The 21,221-nt window shown below is 62.4% G+C and carries 17 protein-coding genes; 10 read left to right on the top strand and 7 right to left on the bottom strand.

Going from position 1 to position 21,221, the window contains the following annotated elements; genetic code table 11:
- Positions 1-111: 111 nt before the first annotated feature.
- The gene (locus N0P34_RS18425) at positions 112-1,506 is read right to left on the bottom strand and encodes an L-serine ammonia-lyase (protein WP_275604668.1); all 1,395 of its coding nucleotides are present in this window, start codon (positions 1,504-1,506) and stop codon (positions 112-114) included.
- 148 nt (positions 1,507-1,654) lie between these two features.
- Between N0P34_RS18425 and N0P34_RS18420 the strand changes: the two genes are divergently transcribed.
- The 4 genes from N0P34_RS18420 (at position 1,655) to N0P34_RS18405 (ending at position 5,632) form a co-directional block, all read left to right on the top strand.
- Positions 1,655-2,254: an alpha/beta hydrolase gene (locus N0P34_RS18420; RefSeq protein WP_275604667.1), complete on the top strand. Its 600-nt coding sequence runs from the start codon at positions 1,655-1,657 to the stop codon at positions 2,252-2,254.
- Positions 2,255-2,346: 92 nt separating this feature from the next.
- Positions 2,347-4,107: a diguanylate cyclase gene (locus tag N0P34_RS18415; protein ID WP_275604666.1), complete on the top strand. Its 1,761-nt coding sequence runs from the start codon at positions 2,347-2,349 to the stop codon at positions 4,105-4,107.
- 65 nt (positions 4,108-4,172) lie between these two features.
- Positions 4,173-5,222 carry a DUF3298 domain-containing protein gene (locus tag N0P34_RS18410; RefSeq protein ID WP_275604665.1) on the top strand — a complete coding sequence of 350 codons (1,050 nt, stop codon included), beginning with the start codon at positions 4,173-4,175 and terminating at the stop codon, positions 5,220-5,222.
- Positions 5,223-5,257: 35 nt separating this feature from the next.
- Positions 5,258-5,632 (top strand): RidA family protein, encoded by a 375-nt coding sequence (locus N0P34_RS18405; RefSeq protein WP_275607025.1) that lies wholly within the window; start codon positions 5,258-5,260, stop codon positions 5,630-5,632.
- A 14-nt stretch (positions 5,633-5,646) separates the two neighbouring features.
- Here N0P34_RS18405 and N0P34_RS18400 read toward each other — a convergent pair whose 3' ends face one another.
- From N0P34_RS18400 to N0P34_RS18380, 5 genes are all read right to left on the bottom strand, one after another.
- The gene (locus N0P34_RS18400) at positions 5,647-6,576 is read right to left on the bottom strand and encodes a GDP-mannose 4,6-dehydratase (RefSeq protein WP_275604664.1); all 930 of its coding nucleotides are present in this window, start codon (positions 6,574-6,576) and stop codon (positions 5,647-5,649) included.
- A 59-nt stretch (positions 6,577-6,635) separates the two neighbouring features.
- Positions 6,636-7,613: a GDP-mannose 4,6-dehydratase gene (gmd, locus tag N0P34_RS18395; RefSeq protein WP_275604663.1), complete on the bottom strand. Its 978-nt coding sequence runs from the start codon at positions 7,611-7,613 to the stop codon at positions 6,636-6,638.
- A 164-nt stretch (positions 7,614-7,777) separates the two neighbouring features.
- Complete coding sequence (locus N0P34_RS18390) at positions 7,778-9,445, bottom strand: DUF6311 domain-containing protein (RefSeq protein ID WP_275604662.1); 1,668 nt, start codon at positions 9,443-9,445, stop codon at positions 7,778-7,780.
- Between the two features lie 45 nt (positions 9,446-9,490).
- A complete protein-coding gene (locus N0P34_RS18385) occupies positions 9,491-9,910 on the bottom strand; it encodes a GtrA family protein (protein ID WP_275604661.1) in 420 nt (139 codons plus the stop codon).
- On the bottom strand, positions 9,907-10,902 hold the full coding sequence (locus N0P34_RS18380) for a glycosyltransferase family 2 protein (RefSeq protein ID WP_275604660.1): 996 nt from the start codon (positions 10,900-10,902) through the stop codon (positions 9,907-9,909). The genes N0P34_RS18385 and N0P34_RS18380 overlap by 4 nt, the downstream gene beginning before the upstream one ends.
- Positions 10,903-11,068: 166 nt before the next feature.
- On the opposite strand from N0P34_RS18380, the gene N0P34_RS18375 reads away from it, so the two are divergent.
- Both N0P34_RS18375 and N0P34_RS18370 read left to right on the top strand, forming a co-directional pair.
- Positions 11,069-11,959 (top strand): hypothetical protein, encoded by an 891-nt coding sequence (locus tag N0P34_RS18375; protein WP_275604659.1) that lies wholly within the window; start codon positions 11,069-11,071, stop codon positions 11,957-11,959.
- Positions 11,960-12,143: 184 nt separating this feature from the next.
- Positions 12,144-13,520, top strand: a complete 1,377-nt coding sequence (locus tag N0P34_RS18370) for a hypothetical protein (RefSeq protein ID WP_275604658.1) — start codon at positions 12,144-12,146, stop codon at positions 13,518-13,520.
- 284 nt (positions 13,521-13,804) lie between these two features.
- Here the strand turns inward: N0P34_RS18370 and N0P34_RS18365 are convergent, their stop codons facing one another.
- Complete coding sequence (locus tag N0P34_RS18365; RefSeq protein WP_345774442.1) at positions 13,805-14,179, bottom strand: helix-turn-helix transcriptional regulator; 375 nt, start codon at positions 14,177-14,179, stop codon at positions 13,805-13,807.
- A 322-nt stretch (positions 14,180-14,501) separates the two neighbouring features.
- Between N0P34_RS18365 and N0P34_RS18360 the strand changes: the two genes are divergently transcribed.
- The 4 genes from N0P34_RS18360 (at position 14,502) to N0P34_RS18345 (ending at position 21,196) form a co-directional block, all read left to right on the top strand.
- Entirely contained in the window at positions 14,502-16,040 is a 1,539-nt protein-coding gene (locus N0P34_RS18360) for a DUF4214 domain-containing protein (RefSeq protein ID WP_275604657.1), read from the top strand.
- Positions 16,041-16,296: 256 nt separating this feature from the next.
- Positions 16,297-17,760 carry a methyltransferase domain-containing protein gene (locus N0P34_RS18355; protein ID WP_275604656.1) on the top strand — a complete coding sequence of 488 codons (1,464 nt, stop codon included), beginning with the start codon at positions 16,297-16,299 and terminating at the stop codon, positions 17,758-17,760.
- Positions 17,760-18,830, top strand: coding sequence for a glycosyltransferase family 4 protein (locus N0P34_RS18350; RefSeq protein WP_275604655.1), 1,071 nt, complete (start codon positions 17,760-17,762; stop codon positions 18,828-18,830). The genes N0P34_RS18355 and N0P34_RS18350 overlap by 1 nt, the downstream gene beginning before the upstream one ends.
- Positions 18,827-21,196 (top strand): glycosyltransferase family 4 protein, encoded by a 2,370-nt coding sequence (locus N0P34_RS18345; RefSeq protein WP_275604654.1) that lies wholly within the window; start codon positions 18,827-18,829, stop codon positions 21,194-21,196. The genes N0P34_RS18350 and N0P34_RS18345 overlap by 4 nt, the downstream gene beginning before the upstream one ends.
- Positions 21,197-21,221 lie beyond the last annotated feature (25 nt).

The raw sequence follows: 21,221 nt of genomic DNA, 5'->3' as shown, positions 1-21,221 counted from the left end.
CTGACAGGGGGAGGAGCTGGCCGGTGGCTCACAGAAATCTCCGCAAACCCGATGCGTCCCTCCCCCTACCAGGGGGAGGCTAGGTGGGGGTCGCTCCCCAAACCAAAACCCTCAGCACGCCACGACATTGACCGCCAAACCGGCCTGGCTGGTTTCCTTGTATTTCTCACTCATGTCGCGGCCGGTCTGGCGCATGGTTTCGACGCACACATCGAGCGGCACGGCGTGGATGCCGTCGCCCTTGAGCGCCAGCGAGGCGGCGGTCACTGCCTTGACCGCACCAAAGGCGTTGCGCTCGATGCAGGGGATCTGCACCAACCCGCCCACGGGATCGCAGGTCATGCCGAGGTGATGCTCGAGCGCGATCTCCGCCGCGTTCTCCACCTGCGCGGGCGTGCCCCCAAGGAGCGCGCAGAGCCCGGCCGCCGCCATGGCCGAGGCCGAGCCAACCTCGCCCTGGCAGCCCACTTCCGCCCCCGAGATCGAAGCATTGTGCTTGATGATCCCGCCAATGGCCGCGGCGGTCAGCAAAAACTCGTGCACGCTGGCGCGCCCGGCTCCGGCGTGAAATTTCTGCGCATAGCTCAGCACCGCCGGAATGACCCCGGCCGCGCCATTGGTTGGCGCCGTCACTACGCGCCCGCCGGCCGCGTTCTCCTCATTGACGGCCATGGCGAAGAGGCTCAGCCAGTCATTGGCCATCAGCGGGTCGATTTCGTTGCGCTGCCACTTCTCCTCGAGCTGGACGAAAATCCCCTTGGCGCGGCGGCGCACCTTCAGCCCGCCCGGCAATTGCCCGTCCTGGGCGATGCCGCGGGCAATGCAGCCCGACATGACCGACCAGATCTCGTCGAGCCCGGCATCGACCCGTGCCCGGCTCATCCGTACTTCCTCATTGGCCCGCTTCATCGCCGCGATGGAAAGGCCAGAGCGCTTGGCCATGTCGAGCATTTCGGCGGCATTGGCGAAGGGCCAGGGCACGTCCGGTCGCGCTTCGGGCGTGTCCTTGAGCGCCGCCAGCTCCTCGGCGCTGACCACAAAGCCGCCCCCAATGGAAAAATACACCCGCCGCAGCAGCACTTGCCCGTCCGTGTCATAGGCACAGAACTGCATGCCATTGGGATGGCCGGGCAGGGGCGTCCTTGTGTCGAGCACGAGATCCACGGCCGGGCGGAACCGATAGGTCGGATGGCCCTCCGGGATGACGGTGCCGCTGGCCCGCACGCCCTCCACAATGGCGTCCATGGCGTCGGGGTCGATACTGCGCGGGTCGTGGCCACAGAGGCCAAGGATGACCGCCCGGTCGCTGCCATGCCCGATGCCGGTATAGGCCAGCGAGCCGTGGAGACTGGCCGTCAGCGCCGCCGGAACCGCCTGGCGCGCCCGGGGCCAATTGCCGTCCTTGAGTTCATCGAGAAACCGTCTGGCCGCCGACATCGGCCCCATTGTGTGAGAACTCGATGGCCCGATGCCGATCTTGAAGACGTCAAAGACTGATAAGAACATGATCCATCATAACCCAAAGCCCTTTGCGAGCAATCTTATCCACGCCGGGTTGATTGTTTCGAAAAAGGCGACAGAGCGTGGCGAGATCGGGCGATTGCCGCCTCCCCCTTCCGACCGATATTCAGGGGTAACGCAGGAGACGAGAAAAATGTCCGATTACCAGTTTGCCGTGGCCGATGGCGCTGCCCCCAATGCCCCGCTGATCTTCCTTTTCCATGGCACGGGCGGGGACGAGCATCAGTTCTTCGATCTGGCCGCTCAATTGGTCCCCGGCGCCGCCCGCATCGCCCCGCGCGGCGATGTCAGCGAGAACGGAGCCCTGCGCTATTTCCGCCGCGCCGCCGAGGGCGTCTATGACATGGACGATCTCGCCCGACGCACCGAGGCCATGACCGGCTTCATCGCGGCCCAGATCGCAGCGCGAAATCCTTCCCGTGTGCTCGGCCTCGGCTATTCCAACGGCGCCAATATCCTCGCCGCGGTGCAGTTTGCCCGGCCCGACCTGTTCGACGCCAGCGTGCTCATGCATCCGCTCATTCCCTTTGCGCCGCAAGCGGCCGTTTTCGCCGGCCGGAAGGTGTTGATCACCGCCGGCCGCCGCGACCCCATCGCCCCGGCGGGCGCGACCCAGGCGCTGGCCGATTATTTCTCCGTCAATGGCGCCGAAACACAGCTTTTCTGGCACGAGGGCGGACATGAATTGCGCAATGAAGAGCTGCTGGCCAGCCGTGATTTTCTGGCCGGATAAATTCGGAGGCCTGTGGAATCCGGCTCGGTTTTAACGAAGTCTACAGCTTGGCCCCTCCAGAATGGCCGCGTTGGCGGGGCCAAGGTCCGGCCATGATGGGGGTCAATGCAATTATCACACAGCGCCGCAAAATCGCGGAAAGCCTGCGTCCACGGGTGCTTTTGCTCGTGGTGCTGGGTTTCGCCGCCGTGGCGATCCCGGCCTTCTTCGCCTTCCATTTCCTCGTCAATTCTACCGTCGTCCAGCTCGGCACCCTGTTCGCCGAAAAGCAGGTTCTCTACGACCGCCACCGGGGCCTCGGCGCGCTCATCCGCGAAGTCTCGCTGGCCGAAACCCTTTCCGGCAGCCAGGCTATTCGCGACTGGGCCCATGACGAAACCGATCCGCTCCTGCGCCGCCGCGGCATAGGCGAGCTCGAGCATTACCGGCGCTATTTTGCCGACAGATCCTATTTCTTCGTCGTCGGCGCATCGGGAAATTACTATTTCAACGACGCGTCCAACGCCTATGCCGGCGACCAGTATCGCTACACGCTCGACCCCGCCAAACATGACGATGCCTGGTATTATTCGACGCTGGCGCTCGGCGAAGGCTGCCACCTCAACGTCAACAACGACGCCAATCTGCGCGTTACCAAGGTCTGGATGAACTGCGTCATCCGCGAGGGAAGGCGCGTCCTCGGCGTGCTCGGCACTGGCATCGACCTCACATCCTTCATCCAGGAAGTGGTCAATGTCCCGCAAAAGGGCGTCACCTCCATGTTCGTGGATCGCCATGGCCTCATCCAGGCCCATCGCGACCAACATCTGGTCAGCCTTGCCAATTTCGAAGATGGCCTCGACAGCAAGCGCAGCCTGTTCTCGCTGGTGTCGGGCGAAGGCGACACGGAGACCCTCCAGAGGCTGATGAAGGACGTCACCGAAGGCGACATCCTGGCCGACAGCGCCTTCATCACCCTCGATGGCAAGGAGACCCTGGTCGGCGTCGGCTATCTCGACAAGCTCGGCTGGTACAACGTCACCTTCATGGATGTGGACACCATTATCGATCGGCGTTTGTTCGCGCCAATCGGGGTGCTGCTCGCCGCCATGATGGGGCTCGTGGCGATCATCTTCGTGCTGGTGTTCAAGCGTCAGGTGCTGGATCGGCTGGCGCGGCTCGAGGACGTGGTCCGCCACGCCCGCAAGGGCGATTATGGTCCGGCGCTGGCCATGGGCGTCGGCCGCCAGGATGAGATCGGGCGCCTGTCGGCCGCGCTCACCGAAATGGCCGCCAGCGTCGATGACAATACCCGTCAGCTCGAAACACGGGTGCAGGAGCGCACGATCGAGCTCGAACGCCTTGCGTTCAAGGACGGGCTGACCGGCCTGCTCAACCGCCGCGGCCTCGCCTCCGCCCATGCCCGCTCCTCCGGCACCGGCGCATTCGGCGTGGTGCTGGTCGATATCGACCGCTTCAAGCAGATCAATGACAGCCATGGCCACGCCGCGGGCGATGCCGTCATTCTCGACATTGCCGGCCGCCTCCAGGCCGCGTCGGGTGCCGACGCCGCCTGTGCCCGCTGGGGCGGCGACGAATTCATCATCTTCCTGCCCCGCTGCACGCCATCCAGCCTGCGCAGCGTCACCAAATCCATCATGTCGGCCATTCGCGACAAAGCCATCGTGCTGCCCGAGCCCGGCGAACTCTCGGTGTCGGTCAGCGTTGGCGCCTGCCTCGCCGATAGCGGCGACAAGCTCGACATGGCCGCGGCCATGGCCGATGCGGCGCTCTATTCGGCCAAGCAATCGGGGCGCGGCCGCGTCGTCATCTTCGATCGCGATATGTCGCGTCCCGGCAAGCACGTCGCGTAATCCCCCCTTGACGGGGACGCTGCACTCTTCCCAAATCGCGCTGTTGCTCAATGAGGAGGCTTTTCATGCTGTCTCGCCTGGTTTTTCTGGCCGCCGCACTTGGTCTGCTCGTCGCCACCGCTCCCGCGCGTGCCGCCAGTTTCGATTGCGCCAAGGCGTCGACGCCATTCGAGCACGCCATTTGCGACAATCCCGAGCTGTCCACGGCCGATGAGCGGCTGGCGCGGACTTACCAGACCGCCATTGGCGGATTGAGCGAGAGCGTCGCCTCCGCAATGCGCACCGGCCAGCGCACCTGGCTCGACTATGCCCGCCGCGCCTGCACGCGCGATGCCGAACCCCTCACTTCCGGCAGCTATGACGAGCGCGGTGTCTCGTGCCTCGTCAGCCTTTTTACCAGCCGCGCCCGCGTGCTCGAACAGAGCCGCATGATCGAGGGGCTGCGCTTTTATCCCTTCAGCCGCTATGCCGCATTGCCCGATCCCAATGCCACCGAGCCCGATTCCTCGTTTCCCGTCGCCCAGCACGAATTGTCGAAAATCCGCATCGATGGCGACGATGACACGGCCACCAAATTCAATGCGCTGGTCGATGACGCCGCGGTGAAAATGGCCAATATCTTCGGCGCCCAGGGCGGCGAGGATGACATCCAGGACAATGAAACCAGCGATTCCACCAATTCCATCTTCGTCAAGGAAGTGGTGGGCACGGGCCGCATCACGCTCGAAGCCAGCACCTATTGGTATGGCCACGGCGCCGCCCACGGCAATTGGACGCGCGACTATCTCCATTATCTGCGCGGCCCCGGACGCTGGATGGAGGCCAGCGACATGTTCACCGGCAAGGGCTGGGAGAAGGCCCTGCTGCGCCTGACAATTGCCGCCCTCAAGGCCGAGCACGGCGACAACCTCATGCTCGACGACACCAAGTACATCGCCGAACCGGTGACCGATCCCGCCCGCTGGGATCTGTCCGATCCCTATGGCCTCGTCATCCAGTTCCAGCCCTATGAGGTGTCGGCCTATGCCTATGGCGCGCCCACCGCCCGGGTCAGCTGGGAAGACCTCGCCGATTATCTTGCCGAAGGTGCGGACGCGATCCGCTACGGCTTCTGAAGGATTTTTCTCTCGTGACCCTGCCGATCCATCATCTGGTCAATTCCGGCCCGCGCCCCGTCGCGCCCTTCAGCCATGCCGTCGAGGCCGATGGCTGGGTTTTTGTCACCGGCCAGATGCCCACCGATCCCGCCGCGCCGGACGCCCCCTTGCCCGAAGGCATCGAGGCGCAGACACGCCGCGTCATGGCCAATTTGGCCATCGTGCTCGAGGGCATCGGGCTCAGCTTCGAACATGTCACCATGGCGCGCATCTATCTGACGCAGTTCGAGCGCGACTACGCCGGTCTCAACGCAATCTGGCCGAGCTTCTTCACGCCGGGAAAACTCCCCGCCCGCACCACGATCGGCGTCACCGCCCTCGCGGTCGGTGCTCTCGTCGAAATCGATCTGGTGGCAAAAAGGCCGTGATGGGCCCGGGCGCTTCAGAGCGCCCGCAATCCCTCGAGCACTGATTTCAGCGTGGTTTGGATCGGGATTTTCGGCGCCCAGCCAAAGCGTTCCCGCGCCTTGTCGGGATTGCCCGAGGCCACCGGAACCGCATTGGGCGCATAGCGCGCCGGATCGGTCTCGACACTGATCTTCACCCGCGCCGCGGAGAGGAGGCCCTCCAGCAGGTCCCCGATCCGCACGGGCTGGCCGGTCGACACATTATAGGCCTCGCCGCCGACCGGACCCTCGGCGAGCAGCGCGGCGATGTAAAGCGCCACCACATCCTCGACATCGAGAAAATCGCGCAGCGCATCGAGATTGCCGACCTTGAGAACCGGCTCCTGCTCGCCCTTTTCGATGGCGGCGATCTGGGCCGCAAAGGCCGGAACCACATAATCGGCCGCCTGGCCCGCCCCGGTATGGTTGAACGGGCGCAGTACGACCGTGTCGAGTGCGCCGCTGCGGCCCAATTGTCCCAGCGCAATATCCGCCGCCGCCTTGGTCGCGCCATAGACATTGGCCGGTTCGAGCGCCGATGTTTCGCTGAGGGGCAGGGGCCCGCGATTAAAGCTCGCGCCATAAGCTTCCGAGCTGCCCGACCAGACCAGCCGCGCATCGGGCCGGTGCTTGATCAGCGCCTGCGCCAGATTGAGCGTGCCGGAGAAATTGACCGCCCAGGCGCGGCTCGCATCGGCCTGCGCCTGCCTGGGCGCCGCGATCGCCGCCAGATGCAGCACCCGGTCCGGATTTGCGGCAAGCACCGCCCGCTCCACCGCCGAAGCCTCGGCGATATCGGGCGAGGCTCCTGTCGCGTCGTCGATGAAGTCGACGAGTTCCAGCCCCTCATGCCCGCGCACCGCCTCGGTCACTTTGCGCCCGACAAAACCGTTGGCGCCGGTGATCATCAGCCTGAGAGGGGCCATGGGTCCATTCCGTATCGAGAAAGAAAAAGGGCCCGGGGGTTAACCGGGCCCACTTAGGCTCAGGCCTTCTTGTGGCGCGCGATATCGGCGTCGACCATTTCGCGGATCATCTCTTCGAGCGTGGTCTTGGCTTCCCAGCCGAGCTTTTCCTTGGCCTTGGCCGGATCGCCGAGCAGGATTTCCACCTCCGCCGGGCGGAACAGCTTTTCGTCGATCACAAGGTGATCATTGACATTGAGGCCCACATGCTCGAAGGCGATTTCGCACATCATGCGCACGGTCGAAGTGCGGCCGGTGGCCACGACATAATCGTCGGCCTTGTCCTGCTGCAGCATCAGCCACATGGCCTGCACATAGTCGCGGGCATGGCCCCAGTCGCGCTTGGCTTCGATATTGCCAAGGCGCAATTCCCTATCGAGGCCGAGCTTGATCTTGGCCACCGCGTCGGTGACCTTGCGGGTCACGAACTCGATGCCGCGCAGCGGGCTCTCGTGGTTGAAGAGAATACCGCTCGAGGCATGGATGCCAAAACTCTCGCGGTAATTGACCGTGATCCAGTGGCCATAGAGTTTTGCCACGGCATAGGGCGAGCGCGGATAGAACGGGGTCTTTTCCGACTGGATCGGGTGCTGCACGAGGCCGTACATTTCCGAGGATGATGCCTGGTAGAAACGGGCATCTGGCTTGGCGATGCGCAGGGCTTCGAGCACATTGGTCACGCCGAGCGCGGTCACTTCACCCGTCAGCAGCGGCTGCTGCCAGGAGGAGAACACAAAGCTCTGCGCGGCAAGGTTATAGACCTCGTCCGGCTTGATGTCGGAAACGGTGCGGATCAGCCCCGACAGATCGAGCAGATTGCCATCGACGATGCGCACATCGCGCTCGATGCCCAGCCATTTGAGGCGGGCGGTGTTGACATCGGACGAGCTCGACCGGCGAGCCATGCCATGGACCTCATAGCCCTTGGACAACAGAAACTGGGCCAGATAGGCGCCATCCTGGCCGGTTATGCCGGTGATCAGGGCTTTCTTGGACACATCGTGCTCCTTAATAGGGCCAGCCAGCGCAACCCGCCGGGCTGCCCTGGCCAATCAGGAAATTTCTCGTGCATTGCCTCTAACGGCTCGATTGTGGCTATTCAAGCGCGTGGCCGTGGAAACTTGACTTTCCCGGGGGCAGCCGTCGCGGGCGGAATTGCCTTCTATTGGGCGATATTCAATTTGGCCCAATCCTGCTGGCCGCTGCCCGGCAGGCACATGATCAGTCCGTGCCACCCCGTCCATTGCCAGCATGTGCCGTCCCGCAATCGGGCCTGCATGTCGGCTGAAGCGACCTCATCATTGCTGGGGGAAAGGTTCACCCGCAAGACGCCGGGCTCTATCTGGCTGGCGATGTCTTCGGGGTCCGAGCAGGTCGATGAGGTGCGCGCCTGATAGGCCGTATTGATCGGCACGCCCAGTCGGGCGGCGACCATTTGGAAGTAGACATAGCGCATGTTCTCGATCCCGGCCGCGCAGCCATATTCGGGCGTCACCTTGATGCTGTGGATTTCGCCTTGGAAATGCGACCAACCGGAATAATCGAAGGGCGCTACCGATGTCAGGAACGACCTCGTGTCGCGCCGCAGGCCTTCCGTGTCGAGCCATTGCAGCATCAGGGCCAAAGGCAGAAGCGTCAGATAGACCGGCGCGCGGAGGCGCAGCACAGCGGCGAGAGCCAGGAACAGCGCCGCATAGCCGACGGGCCAGAAGAACCGTCCTGATGCCCGGAAAACAGTGGAAAGCGTGCTTATCGGAAACGGATACTGCAGCGCGACGAGTTCGCGCATTCCCAGGAAGATGTGGCCGGACAAGGCATAAAGGACCAGCCCTGTCAGAATGGTGACAAGGGCTGCATGGGACGACACCCAGGGCGGCAAGGAGCGCCAGGTCAGCGCAGCGGATACCAGCGCCGCCGCGACGATGAGCAGCGTCCCCAGCCCAAGATAGTTAAATCCCTCATACTGCCCGCCGGTGGCATCGATTAAGCCGCACGGCGACAGGCTGCCGCCGCAAAACGGCGCAAGCAGGTTCATCGAATAGATATCGAATCCGCCGCTTGCCCCGCTGCTGGCGGCCGAACCATAGCCGAGCAGGATCGCCGGCACGGCCACTGAAATCGTCACAATCCCTATTGTTGCCAGCACCTTGCGCCAGTGCTGCAACCCACCCCAGCGGTCCCAGCTTGCTGCTAGAAACAGGGAAAAGACCATGGCCACGAGATAGGGATGAACCAGCAGGGCGACGAGGATCAGCACGGCAAAGGCAAGGCAAAGCCGGCGCAGGGACCAGTCTCGCCTCAAGGCCCCGAAGTAAAATCCAAGGGCAAACAGCAGCAGCCCATGCGACATCAGCGCCGTGTGCTGCAGTCTGAACAGCATCGACGGGGACATCAGCGCCAGGGCCGCCGCGACCAGGCCGGCCAATATCGTCTTGTGGCCAAGGGCGCGGATCAGGAACACCGCCCCTGTGGCCTGCAAGATCTTGGCCCCCAAATGCCAGAGGCCGAAATAGTGGAAGTTCTCCCAGAGAAACGGCGCGATGGGTTTGAACAGCAGCGCCGCGAGGGGAATACTGTCTGTGAGGGCGATGTGGCTGCCCTGTTGTGGGGAGATCATCTGGGTGCTGAGAAGAGGCCAGCGCCAGGAATCCTTGGCATAAAGCAGCCAGCCCGAGACATGTTGGGGCGTATCGCCCATCTCGAAATAGGCCCCGTTTCCGATCAGGAAGTCGACGGGGTTGGGGTAGAGAGTGAAAAAGAACAGGATCGCCAGCAAGCCGGCAAGGCCATAGGCGGCCAGCGCCCCCAGGCGATCTGCCGAATGCCGCACGCCTGGTGCCGAATGTTCCTGCGCAATCATCGCCTTGAGCGGCCCTTACTTGCTGTTGCGGGGGGACGAAAACACCCAGATGCGGGACGTCACGAAGGTGAAGACCGGAACCACGCCCAGCGCGATCCCGAGGGCCAGCCAGTCGGGAAACGGGGTCAGCGCCCGAAGAACCAGCAGGATTGCCTGCCCGATGAGAAAGCCGGCGGTTGCGGTGAGGGCAAATCGCGGCAGGCGTTTGCGGTGATGGTGTTCGCCGTCCTTGAGCCTGAAGGTCAGGCGCCCATGTCCCACATAGGAAACGCCGAACGCCATGAGAAATCCGAAAGGATTGGCCCAGACCACGGGCATGGCCAGCGACAATGCCAGCGCGACGACATAGTGAACGCCGGTCGCCACCAGCCCGACCAGGGCAAAGATGCCGGCCTGGCGGGCCGTTTCTGCCCTTTCCGATGAGATTTGCGTCACGATGGGGACCGGTCCCTGTCGGTCTTTTCCGCCTCATAGACCTCTGACTGCAGATAGACCGGGCGGCGCTTGACCTCCATATAGACACGCCCGAGATATTCCCCGATCACGCCCAACCCGATCAATTGCACGCCGCCGAGAAACAGCACGGCCGCCAGCAGCGATGCATAGCCGGGCATGTCGATCCCCGAGACGATGGTCCTGCCCACGATGAAGATGCCATAAAGGAACGACACGCTGGCTATTGCGAGGCCGAAATAGGTCCAGATCCGCAGCGGAACGGTGGAAAACGACGTGATGCCGTCGAGCGCGAAATTCCACAGCCGCCAGTAATTGAACTTCGTGGTGCCCGCATGCCGCTGCCGGCGTTCGAATTCGATCGCGACAGATTTGAACCCCACCCAGGCAAAAAGCCCCTTCATGAAGCGCACGCGCTCGGGCATGAGCTTGAGCGCGTCCACCACCCTGCGATCCATCAGCCGGAAATCCCCCACATCCTCGGGGATTTTCGAGTGCGACAGCCGGTTGAACATCTTGTAAAAACCGCCGGCGGTGAAGCGCTTGAAAAAGCCGTCGCTCGCCCGCGACACGCGCTGGCCATAGACCACGTCAAATCCCTCGCGCCAGCGGGCGATCATCGGCGCGATCAGCTCGGGCGGCTCCTGCAGGTCGACATCGATGACGATGACCGCATCACCCCGCGCATTGTCGAGGCCGGCGGACATGGCCGCTTCCTTGCCGAAATTCCGTGTCAGGTCTACAATGCGGACATGCGCGTTCCCCGCGAGGATTTTCCGCAGCGCCCCGAGGGTTCCATCCCGGCTTCCGTCGTTGACGAAGACGATTTCGTAATTGATCTCGTCCGTCGGGATGTGCGGCACCAGATGTTCGACAAAGTCGGCCACGGCCTCCTCTTCGTTGAACACTGGCACGATTATGGAGATCAGGACCCGGCCCTGGCGCGAATGGTGGGAGATTTGTGATGCCGACATCGTATGTCTCTGCATAGGTGAGCGTGACGTCCCAGAACGATGTTGGGCCCCCGGTCCTAACAATCCTGCCCGCCCAGCTCAAGTGCTGCCAGCGCATTGTCGCCGCGGCACTGGTCTCGCCGCCTCAGCGGTGCTAGCCATGGCCATTCATTGCAGTGGAGACAAAATGCGGTTTGGCAGGTCAAATGCAGGCATTCCGATCGAATCCGATCCTGGCCTGAAAATCGTTTCGGATCGCCTGGCTTCGCTTGAGAACGCGGTCGGCGCCATCGCGCAGACGCTTTCGGTCCTGCACGCCAACCAGTCCGTCGCCCTGATCGATACGCTCGCCGCAACGCCCCGTTACGCCGATGCCCGCCGCGTCTCCTGCGCCCATGGGCAGGTTTTCAGCCAGAACAATGAAGACGGCATCATTGCCGAAATCTTCGCCCGCATCGGCACCAAGACCCAGCGCTTCGTCGAAGTCGCCGCCGGCGACGGCATCGAAAACACCACCCGCCTTCTGCTCGAAACCGGCTGGCAGGGCCTCTGGGTCGAGGCCGGCGCCGCCGAAACCGATTCGATCCGCCACGCCGTGGGGTCGGCCCTCGAGGCTGGCGCGCTCACGCTCGTCGACCAGATGATCACCCTGGAAAATATCGACGACATTCTCCTCTCCCGGATCGATTTCGAGCCCGATTATGTCTCGGTCGATATCGACTACAACACCGCCCATGTCTGGCGAAAATTGCTCCCCCTGCGCCCGCGGCTGTTCTGCATCGAATACAACGCCCACTATCCCCCGGGCATGGACTATGAGGTCCCTTATCGCGCTGACGGCGTCTGGCGCGGCACCACCCGCTTCGGGGCCAGTCTCAAGGCCCTTGAAAACATCGGCCGGGCAGGGGGCTACAGCCTCGTGGGCTGCGATATTTTCGGGGTCAACGCCTTCTTCGTGCGCGACGATCTGGTGCGCGAGGATCTCTTCCTGTCCCCGTTCACCGCAGAGAATCACTATGAGCCGCCGCGCTTCGGCGCTGTGCGCATGCGTGGCCATTCCCGTCATCCCGAAATCTGATGGCGAAGTAAAACTGTGGGATGATTGCAACAAATCCCTATCGTCCCGACGGAAAAATTACATCCCGGCGCGATCTGGCCGGTCCTATAGATTGCGCTGCATTGGTCCTTGGTTTACCAATATCGTGCAATGATCGCCATGGTGCCCTGCGTGGTGCCGGATCTGATAGAAGAGCTCCTCATCCATGCCAATCCTTGCCTTTCCTGGACGGTTCAAGCAAAGAGCCAAGGCTCCCGTCCGCGACTGGTCGACGCAGGAAATAGCCGATTTCTATCGCGCCCACCGTCTCCTCGCCGAAAACGGGGCAGGCATCGGCATCGATCGTGGCGTCAGCGACGAGGGCGAGCCGTGGATGGTGTTTTTCGACACGGCCAGCCAGGACGTGTTCCTCCACATCGCGCGCATCGATGATATCTGCCATCTCATCTGCGAACCGTTCGACATGCGGCTCGAGGCTGCCGACATCACCTCGCTCGTCGCCCAGTTCGAGCATGCTGTGCGCGATCAGCTGTCCATTCGGTCCGACCGCGCCAAGAACGTCGTCGTTCACCCGGCCGCGCGCATCATCATGTCGATTTCGGCGGTGTTCCTGCTGTTCAAGCTGGAAAATGGCGAAGCCCATGCCAAGGGCCTGTCCGACAAGACTGGCGCGCTTGGCCCCGATGCCCGCGCCACCGAAAAGTCGGTCAGCGCCTTGGCGCGTGCCCAGGCTGCATTCGCCCGCGCCTTTGACGCCGTCGATGCGCCGGTCAACGCCGCTATTCTGGCCGGGTTGATCCTCGCCGGCGAGCTCGTGCTCAAGCCGCTCCACGCCAGCCAGGATGCCGAGGTCGAAAAGCTCGTGGCCCTCGCCCTGGTCGATCATGAGCCCATGCTGGCCCAGGCCGATAATGCTTCGCTCGAGGCCGTGGTGGCCGAAGCCATTCACCATATACCCCAGCCGATTGCCGTCGATGCGCCGATCGTGATGGCGCCCCTCGATATTCCGGTGCCGGACCTGCCCGACATGCCGGTTCTGGTGCAGTTCACGCCCGCCGAAAATGTGGTGCAGCTGGCCAATCTCGGCCCTGCCGCCGATTTCCGCGCCGCCCAGTTTGTCCCGGTGGCCGTCGAGCCCGTCGCCAGCGATGCCGGCGGCAAGCTTGTCGTCAGCCAGGCCGAAATCGATGCGGCCAAGATGCTCGATCTGTTGTTCTCCGGCATCAAGCTTCCGCCGGGCCAGATGATCGAGGCGGACACCAAAAAACCGATCAAGATCGGTGAAATCTCCCTCGACAATTACCAGAAGCTCGAGGAATTGCGCGGCCAGTTCGGTTTCGCGCAGGATCTGCAGCTCGATTTCGGACCGCTCTACAGCCTCGTGAATTATTTCAAGGAGCAGATGGACGGCTACAGCTTCCAGTACCGGACCGACGGCCGCATTCTGATCGAACAGAAGGGCCTCGGCGGCATGGATGTTGCCGATATTGGCGTGATCACCAACGCTACCCCCTCCGGCGGCAGCTACACCATTATCGGACGCGCAGACATCATCGACGACGTTCTCAATTTCTTCGCCTGACGCAGCGTCTGCTCCCAGCGGGAAGTGGCTAGAAGAGTCGGGTGGAGACCCAATTTTGCTCGCATCACTCCATCGAGCGCCGGGCTTCCCTCGGGCTTGACCCGAGGACCTTTTAGTTAGCCCCACTCCGACAATTCGGCCATGGATGAAGGCCCTCGGGTCAAGCCCGAGGGAAGCGCGACTCTAGTGAAAGCGCCCCTTCCAATGGCAGAGGCCGAAATGCAAAAAGGCCCCGAAAATTTCGGGGCCTTTTGTTTATGCGGGTCGTGGCGGTTCGGAATGGCCTATTCCGGCAGGCGTGCCTCCAGCCGGCGCAGCCGCGCTTCGAGATCGGAAAGGCCTTTACTGGCCGCAGGCTGTTCAACACCGAAAATAAGGCCATAAGTGTGCGGATCATTGTAGCGCAGCATGGTCATGGCAAACTCGCGGGCATCGACCTTGACCGCCTTCGCATAGGCCTCGAATCGATCCGCCGGCACTTTTCCGCGACCGGATTCAATCTGAGAGATGAAGGTATAATACTCAAATCCCACTGCCCCGGCGAGCTCGCGCTGGCTCAAGCCGGCCGCTTCGCGCTTCTGGCGCAGCCACAGCCCGGCCTGCTTGCGCAGCTCCGCGAGTTCATGCGTTTCCCTGTTCCGGACAATATTGCTCGCCACTGTCGTCACCCCAACAAGGCCTCATTTCAGGGGCCAAGAGTATGTTCTTTACTGTACCCCTAGTCGCGCGTCGTTGGCTTGTCCAGCGCAAACTTCGCGCCACCCTGCGGTCGTTCAGAAATAATTGTCTAATATCAGTGCATTAGAGGGTTAACGTTCAGGCGCTATGGCTAGCCTAAGGTGCCGCTGGGGCGGTGGCGTCCACATTCGGCGCCTCAACTTTGCTGTACAGTACAGTAACTGCTTGACTGCATACAGGAGAGGCTGTAGCTCTCACGGACCGACTGACAAGGTCGCGATTCAATTCGAGAGGAATTTCTCCATGGCATCCATCCAAGGCGTCTACGTCGCCCTGTTCGGCCGTCCCGCTGACCCGATCGGTCTGGCTTTCTTCAACACTGCCACCAACAATGGCGCAAACCTGACCGCCATCGGCGACCTGGCCTCGACTGCTGAGTACAAAGAGCGCTTCAAGGATAAGAACAATACCGAGATCGTTAACTCGATCTACAAGTCGCTGTTCAATCGTGATGCTGAAGAAGGTGGTCTGAACTTCTTCGTCAACGCGCTCAACACCGGCGCACTGAACATCAACAACATCGCAATCGCGATCCTCGACGGCGCCCAGGGCTCCGACAAGACCATCGTTGATTTCAAGATCGACGCTGCAGCGCGCTTCACCGCGTCGCTTGATACGCCAACGAAGGTTGCCGCCTATTCGGGCACTGCTGCGATCACGGCTGCGAACACCTTCATCAATGGTGTAACTGAAAAGCAGACTGACACGCAGATCAAGAATGCCGTTGAATCGGTTGCGAATGGTCTTGAAGTCCTGCTCACCGCCGCTCCTGAAGCTGCTAATTCGGATGCCGCTGGTACCCTGAAGACCTCCGTCTTCAATGACACCATCAATGCAACCACCGCTGACTTCTGGAACAACGGCGACAAGATCGACGCCGGCGTTGGCACTGACACGCTCAATGCTACACTGGCGACAGGCGTAACTGTTGATGGCTCCACCACTATCCTCAAGAACGTCGAAGTCCTGAACCTGACTGCAGATGGCGCAGCAGTTGTCGTCAATCTGGACAAGGCAGAAGGTGTAACCACCGTCTGGTCCAAGGCCTCGGCTAACGATCTGACCGTCACTAACGTTGCCAAGACGGTTGCCTTCGGCGTTGAGGGAGTAAATGCTGCTGTTGCGTTCGACGTCAAGGACGTTGCAGGCACTGCTGACGCGCTCACCATCACGCTGAAGGGCGCAACGACCGCGGGCCTTACCGCTGCTGGTATCGAAAAGCTGACGCTGAACGCTGAAACTGCATCTGTTTCTGTTGCTGGCATCGGTGGTTCGACGCTCGTGGATGCAGTCGTCTCGGGCGTTGGCGGCGGTACCTACGCGTTCGCAGCTTCTGCCACGCTCAAGACTGTTGATGCTGCTGCGCTGACTGGCGCTGGTGCTGCCATCGACGTTTCCTTGGCTACAAAGGGTGTGACGGTTACTGGCTCCAAGTTTGCCGATACCATCACCCTCGCTGCTGCTGGCGCTGACGACAAGGACGTTATTGTTTACAATAGCTCCAACATCTCTACGCTGACCCAGAAAGATACGATCACCAACTTCACCAGCGGTGAAGACAAGATCGATCTTAAGGCCTTTGGTTTTGCCACCGGCGCGACCGCAGCAATCACTACCTTCGGTACAACTCCGATTGAAGGCTCTGCTTTCCTCGGCAACGCCGTTGGTACCGACGGAACAACGCTCTTCGTCGACACTAACAAGGACGGCGTCTTCAACGTAGCAACCGACCTGCAGGTCGATCTGACTGGTGTTGCCATCACTGACTTCATCTTCGCCTAATTCTTTTGAATTGGTGAGAATCAGAACCCCCGGCTTCGGTCGGGGGTTTTTCTTTGGGTGAGGCCCTTCCGAAGGCCGCGCGGAATTCTCATTGCCCCTCTGTCATTGCTAGCAGTCTGCTAACCAACTCCCCTTTTGCGTGACCTTTTCGCCGCCTTTCCGCCGGCAATTTGCCCCGGCCCACGCAAGGCTTGCACCCCTTGGCGGCACAGGCTAGAGCCTCAGGACACCCACTCTCCCCGGGGAATTCCGAGCCATGCCACACCTTGCCGACGAGACCAGCATCGATGCCATTCTGGCGCGCGTCCGCGCCGAAACGGCCAAGGATATCAAGGCTGTGGTCAGCGAGCCCGGTCGGCGCAAGGGGCTCTCCACCATCCCGCTTGTGCCCGTTCCAGAGGCTGCCGATGCTGTTCCGCCCGGCCGCCCGCGCTACACCATCGAGCAATTCGCCGCCCTCGACGACGAAGATTTCCTCCGCAATGCCTACCGTGTTATTCTCGGCCGCGAGATCGATGGCGTCGGCCTGGGCACGCGCCTTCCCGCGCTGCGCAATGGTCAGACCACTGTCGTGCGCATTCTCTTCTCACTCACCCGCTCTGCCGAGGGTCGTGCGCGCGGCATAAAGATCCGGGGGCTTCTGCCCGCCGCAATTCTCGATCGCGCCTCCTCGCTCCCCGTGGTCGGCAGAATAGTTGAGCCTTTCCAAAGGCTTATCGTTCGCTCGGCAATTCAGCAGCGCCTGGCGACCCTTTCCGTGCGTCAGGGTGAGACCATCGATGGCGTCAACCACGCCCTGACCGCGATCCGCAAGAACCAGCTCGCGCTCGACCAGCGCATTGCCCTCTCCGAACAGGCCGCAGAAGCCACCCGCCTCCGCGCCGAGGAAGTGGCCGACATCTCGCGGAACGCCCTTTCCGAGATCCGGGCCACCCGCAACGAGATCGCCAACCAGCGCGCCGCCATGAGCCAACTCATTGCGTCTGCACGCGATTTTCTTCCCGCCCCGATCCAGTCGCAGATCGACGAGATCGAGGATGCCAGCCTCGACGCCCTATATGTTGCGTTCGAGAACCGCTTCCGCGGCTCCACCGACGAGATCGCCCGCCGCCAGGAACGCTATTTGCCGATCTTCCGCGCCACCCCGCCCGTTGTGGCCGGCGGAACGGTTCTGGACATTGGCTGCGGCCGTGGCGAGTTCCTTAGCCTCTTGAAAAAGCACAACTTTGTGCCCAAGGGCCTCGACCTCAACGCCGCCATGGTCGCCGAAGCTCGCGCCCGCGGCCATGATGTCGTCGAGGGCGACGCCATCGCCTGGCTCGAAGCCCATCCCGAGGCAAGCCTCGCTGCCATCACCGGCTTCCACATCGTCGAGCACCTGCCCTTCAAGTCCTTGGTCCGGCTCATGGATTCGGCCCGCCGCGCCCTCATGCCCGGTGGCATCATCCTCTTTGAAACCCCCAATCCGGAAAATCTCGTGGTCGGTGCCTGCACGTTCCACTACGACCCGACCCATATCCGCCCGCTGCCGCCCGACTATCTGGGCTTCATCGCCGAGGCGCGCGGCTTTGCCGAGACGCGTGTCATCCGCAAGGACGAGGATTGCGATCTCGATCAGCCCGAAAGCGGCTTTGCGCCGACCGAGATCAATGACTGGTTCCGTCAGCCGCCCGACTACGCGGTCTATGCCCGTAAGCCCTTGGAAAACGAGGCCATTTGATGCGGGTCGGCATCGCCACGGTCTTTACCCCCGGCATTCATGGCGGGGCCGAATTTCTGGCGGACGGCCTCGTCAATGCGGTGCGTGAAGCCGGCCATCAGGTCCACCGCATCTCGGCGCCGTTCCATTACGATGCCCCGGCCTCGGCCGGTAGCGCCCTCGACCAGTGCGAGGCAACCGATTTCATGCGCTATGATGGTGGTCTCATCGACCGGCTCATTTGCCTGAAGTTCCCCGCCTATTCCATGCCGCATCCGGACAAGCGCGTCTGGCTGCTGCATCAGCACCGTGTCGCCTACGACCTTTTCGGCTCAGCCCACGGCTGGCCCGCCAATGCGGAAACCGAGGGCCTGCGCACCCGCATTGCCGAGGCTGACCGCATTGCGCTCGGCGGGCAGGGGCCCGGAAGCGCGAGAGCCGTCTACACCATTGCCGAGCGCGTCTGCGCCCGCCTGCGCCATTATAGCGGCATTGAGAGCAGGGCGCTTTACCACCCGCCCGCCGACGCCGAAAAGTTCAGCTGCGCCAACGCCTTGCCCTATATCTTCGTGCCCAGCCGGCTCGAAGCGCTCAAGCGTCAGGATCTGTTCCTGCGGGCGCTGGCCAAGACTTCTTCTCCGATCGGCGCCATCATTGCCGGCGACGGCGGCCTGCGGACGCAATTGCAAGCCCTCAGCGAGGAGCTTGATCTCAGCGACCGCGTTCGCTTCGTCGGGTCGATCTCGCGGGCCGAAATGCTGGAATTCTACGCCCAGGCGAGTGCCGTATTTTTCGGCCCGCTCGACGAGGATTACGGTTACATCACGCTGGAAGCGATGCTCTCGGGAAAGCCGGTCGTGACCTGCACGGACAGCGGCGGGCCGCTGGAATTCGTGGTCGATGGCGAAACCGGCTATGTCACTGAACCGGAACCACAATCAATCGCCGACGCGCTCTCCCGACTGATGGCCGATCCCGCATATGCCGAACGCCTGGGCGCCAATGGCCGGGCCCGCTACGAAGCCATGAACATCACCTGGTCCCATGTGGTCGAAACCCTCCTGGCCGATCTGCCGGAGGCCAGCGCATGAAGATCGCTCTCGTCACGCCCTTCGCGACGCCGCTGGCGCTCGGCGGCGCGGAAAACCTCTGGTGGGGGCTCCAGAACCATTTCAACACCCAGACCGAGCATCAGTGCGACATCGTCTCGGTGCTGTCGCCGGAAAGCAATTTCTGGGATCTGGTCGGCTCATACGAGACCTTCTCCCGGCTCGACCTCTCCGCCTATGACTGCGTAATTTCAGGAAAATATCCCGGTTGGATGGTCAATCATCCCAACCATGTCTGCTACATGCTCCATCGGCTGCGCGGCCTCTACGACACCTATTCCGGCGCGCCGCTGGATATCGCCGCCCAGCCCGAAAAGTTGCGGGCCTTGCTCGAGTGGATGGCTGAGGCCGGTGCGGAGTCTGGTGGCGAAGCGATCCCGGCCCTCTTCGAACGCCTCAAACCCCTCCAGGGACTGCCAGAAATTGAGGTTGCTCTGGGTTTTCCCGGTCCGGTCAGCAGGGCGATCATTCACTTCCTGGACAATGCTGCGCTCTCGAGTGGCCGCATGCGCCGCCACGCCGCCATTGCCGAGACGGTGGCGCGCCGCCGCGATTATTTCCCGCCCGATGCCAGCGTGGACGTGCTCTACCCGCCGCCGCATCGCGACGATTATTTCTGTGGCGGGCAGGACTATTTCTTCACCTCCAGCCGCCTCGATCGCCCCAAGCGCGTGGATATGATCATTTCCGCCTTCCGGCAGGTCAAAACCGATATTCCCTTGCTGATCGCCGGCTCCGGTCCGGATGAGGCCCGTTTGAAAGAGCTCGCGGCGGGGGACGAGAGAGTGCGTTTCCTCGGCTTTGTCGCGGATGACGATATGGCGGGGCTCTATGCCAATGCGCTGGCCGTGCCCTTCGTGCCCTATGACGAAGACTATGGCCTGATCACCATCGAGGCCATGCGATCCGGTAAGCCGGTGGTCACGGTCAGCGATGCCGGCGGCCCCACAGAATTTGTGACCGATGGAATGACCGGCTTTGTAACGGCACCCGATGCAGCGGCCCTTGCCGCTGCGTTGACGAGGCTTGCCAACGACCCCAGGCGCGCTGCCGAAATGGGGCAGGAGGCGCGAAAGCGCGTCGATCCGATTTCCTGGGCCAAGGTGGCCGAGGGGCTGCTGGCGCCGCCCGCGCCTCGCGTCATCCGTCCCAAGCTGACCGTCGCCACGACCTTCAAGGTGTTTCCACCGATGAATGGCGGGCAGGCGCGCGTCTATCATCTCTACCGCAATCTGGCCCGGCGATATGACATTGATATCGTTTCGCTTGGTGGCCCGGCAGAGTCGCGGAGCGAAGTCGAAATCGCGCCAGGTCTCCTCGAAATCACTATTCCGCGCAGCCAGGACCACGCTGACGCCGAGTATTTTGTCTCCCGGCTCGTGGGCGAGAGGCCGGTGTCCGACATCACCACCAATGCGCTCTTTGGCCTCTCCCCCGACTATGTCGAGGCGCTTGAGCTGTCGGCGATCACCAGCGAGGCAATCATCGCCTGCCATCCCTTCATGATCGACGCCATCGCCGAGGCGGCGCCGGACAAGCCCCTCTGGTACGAAGCCCAGGATGTCGAACTGACGCTCAAATCGGCCGTTTTTGCCAATTTGCCCGAGGCGGCACCCTTGATGGCGGAGGTCACGCGTGCAGAGAAGGATGCCTGGTCCCGCGCCGAGCGGGTCTTTGCCTGCGCAAGCCGCGATCTCCAGGAACTCGAACGGGTCTATGGCCCGACGCGGGCCCGGCTATCGGAAGTTCCCAACGGCGTTTCGCTCGACGATATCCGGTTCGTGGACCTGGCCGAACGCCGTCGCTTGAAGGCAGCCGGTGGCCTGACCGGTCAGGTCGCGATCTTCCTGGGCAGCTGGCACGGCCCAAATCTCGAGGCCGTCGAGGATATTCTGGTCCAGGCGCCATTGAGCCCTGACACGCGCTTCTTCATCATCGGCAGTGTCTGCCTGCCGTTCAAGGACCGTGCCCTGCCGGCCAATGTCGAACTGATGGGCGCGGTCGATATGGAGACGCGCGATCTCATGCTTTCCCTGGCCGATGTGGCGCTCAATCCGATGCGCTCGGGCACCGGCACGAATTTGAAAATGCTGGATTATATGGCCGCCGGCGTGCCGGTGATCTCGTCGGCCTTCGGCGCCCGCGGCCTCGTCATCGAGCCGGGTGTCCACTATGTGCAGGGCGAGAACCAGGACCTGCCCGAGGCACTCGATGTTCTCGCCAGGGCGACTGACGAGGCCCTCGAGGCGATGATCACCGCCGCCCAGGACCGCGCTGAAAACGAATATTCTTGGCGCGTTATCGCCGAGCGCTTTGCCGCGGAACTGGCGGACGACAGGGTAGGCTGAGGCTCAGAGCATTTCACCGCGTCGT

It is taken from the genome of Devosia sp. FJ2-5-3, assembly GCF_029201545.1.
Classification (GTDB): Bacteria; Pseudomonadota; Alphaproteobacteria; order Rhizobiales; family Devosiaceae; genus Devosia.
This window is presented reverse-complemented; position numbering and strand designations above follow the sequence as displayed.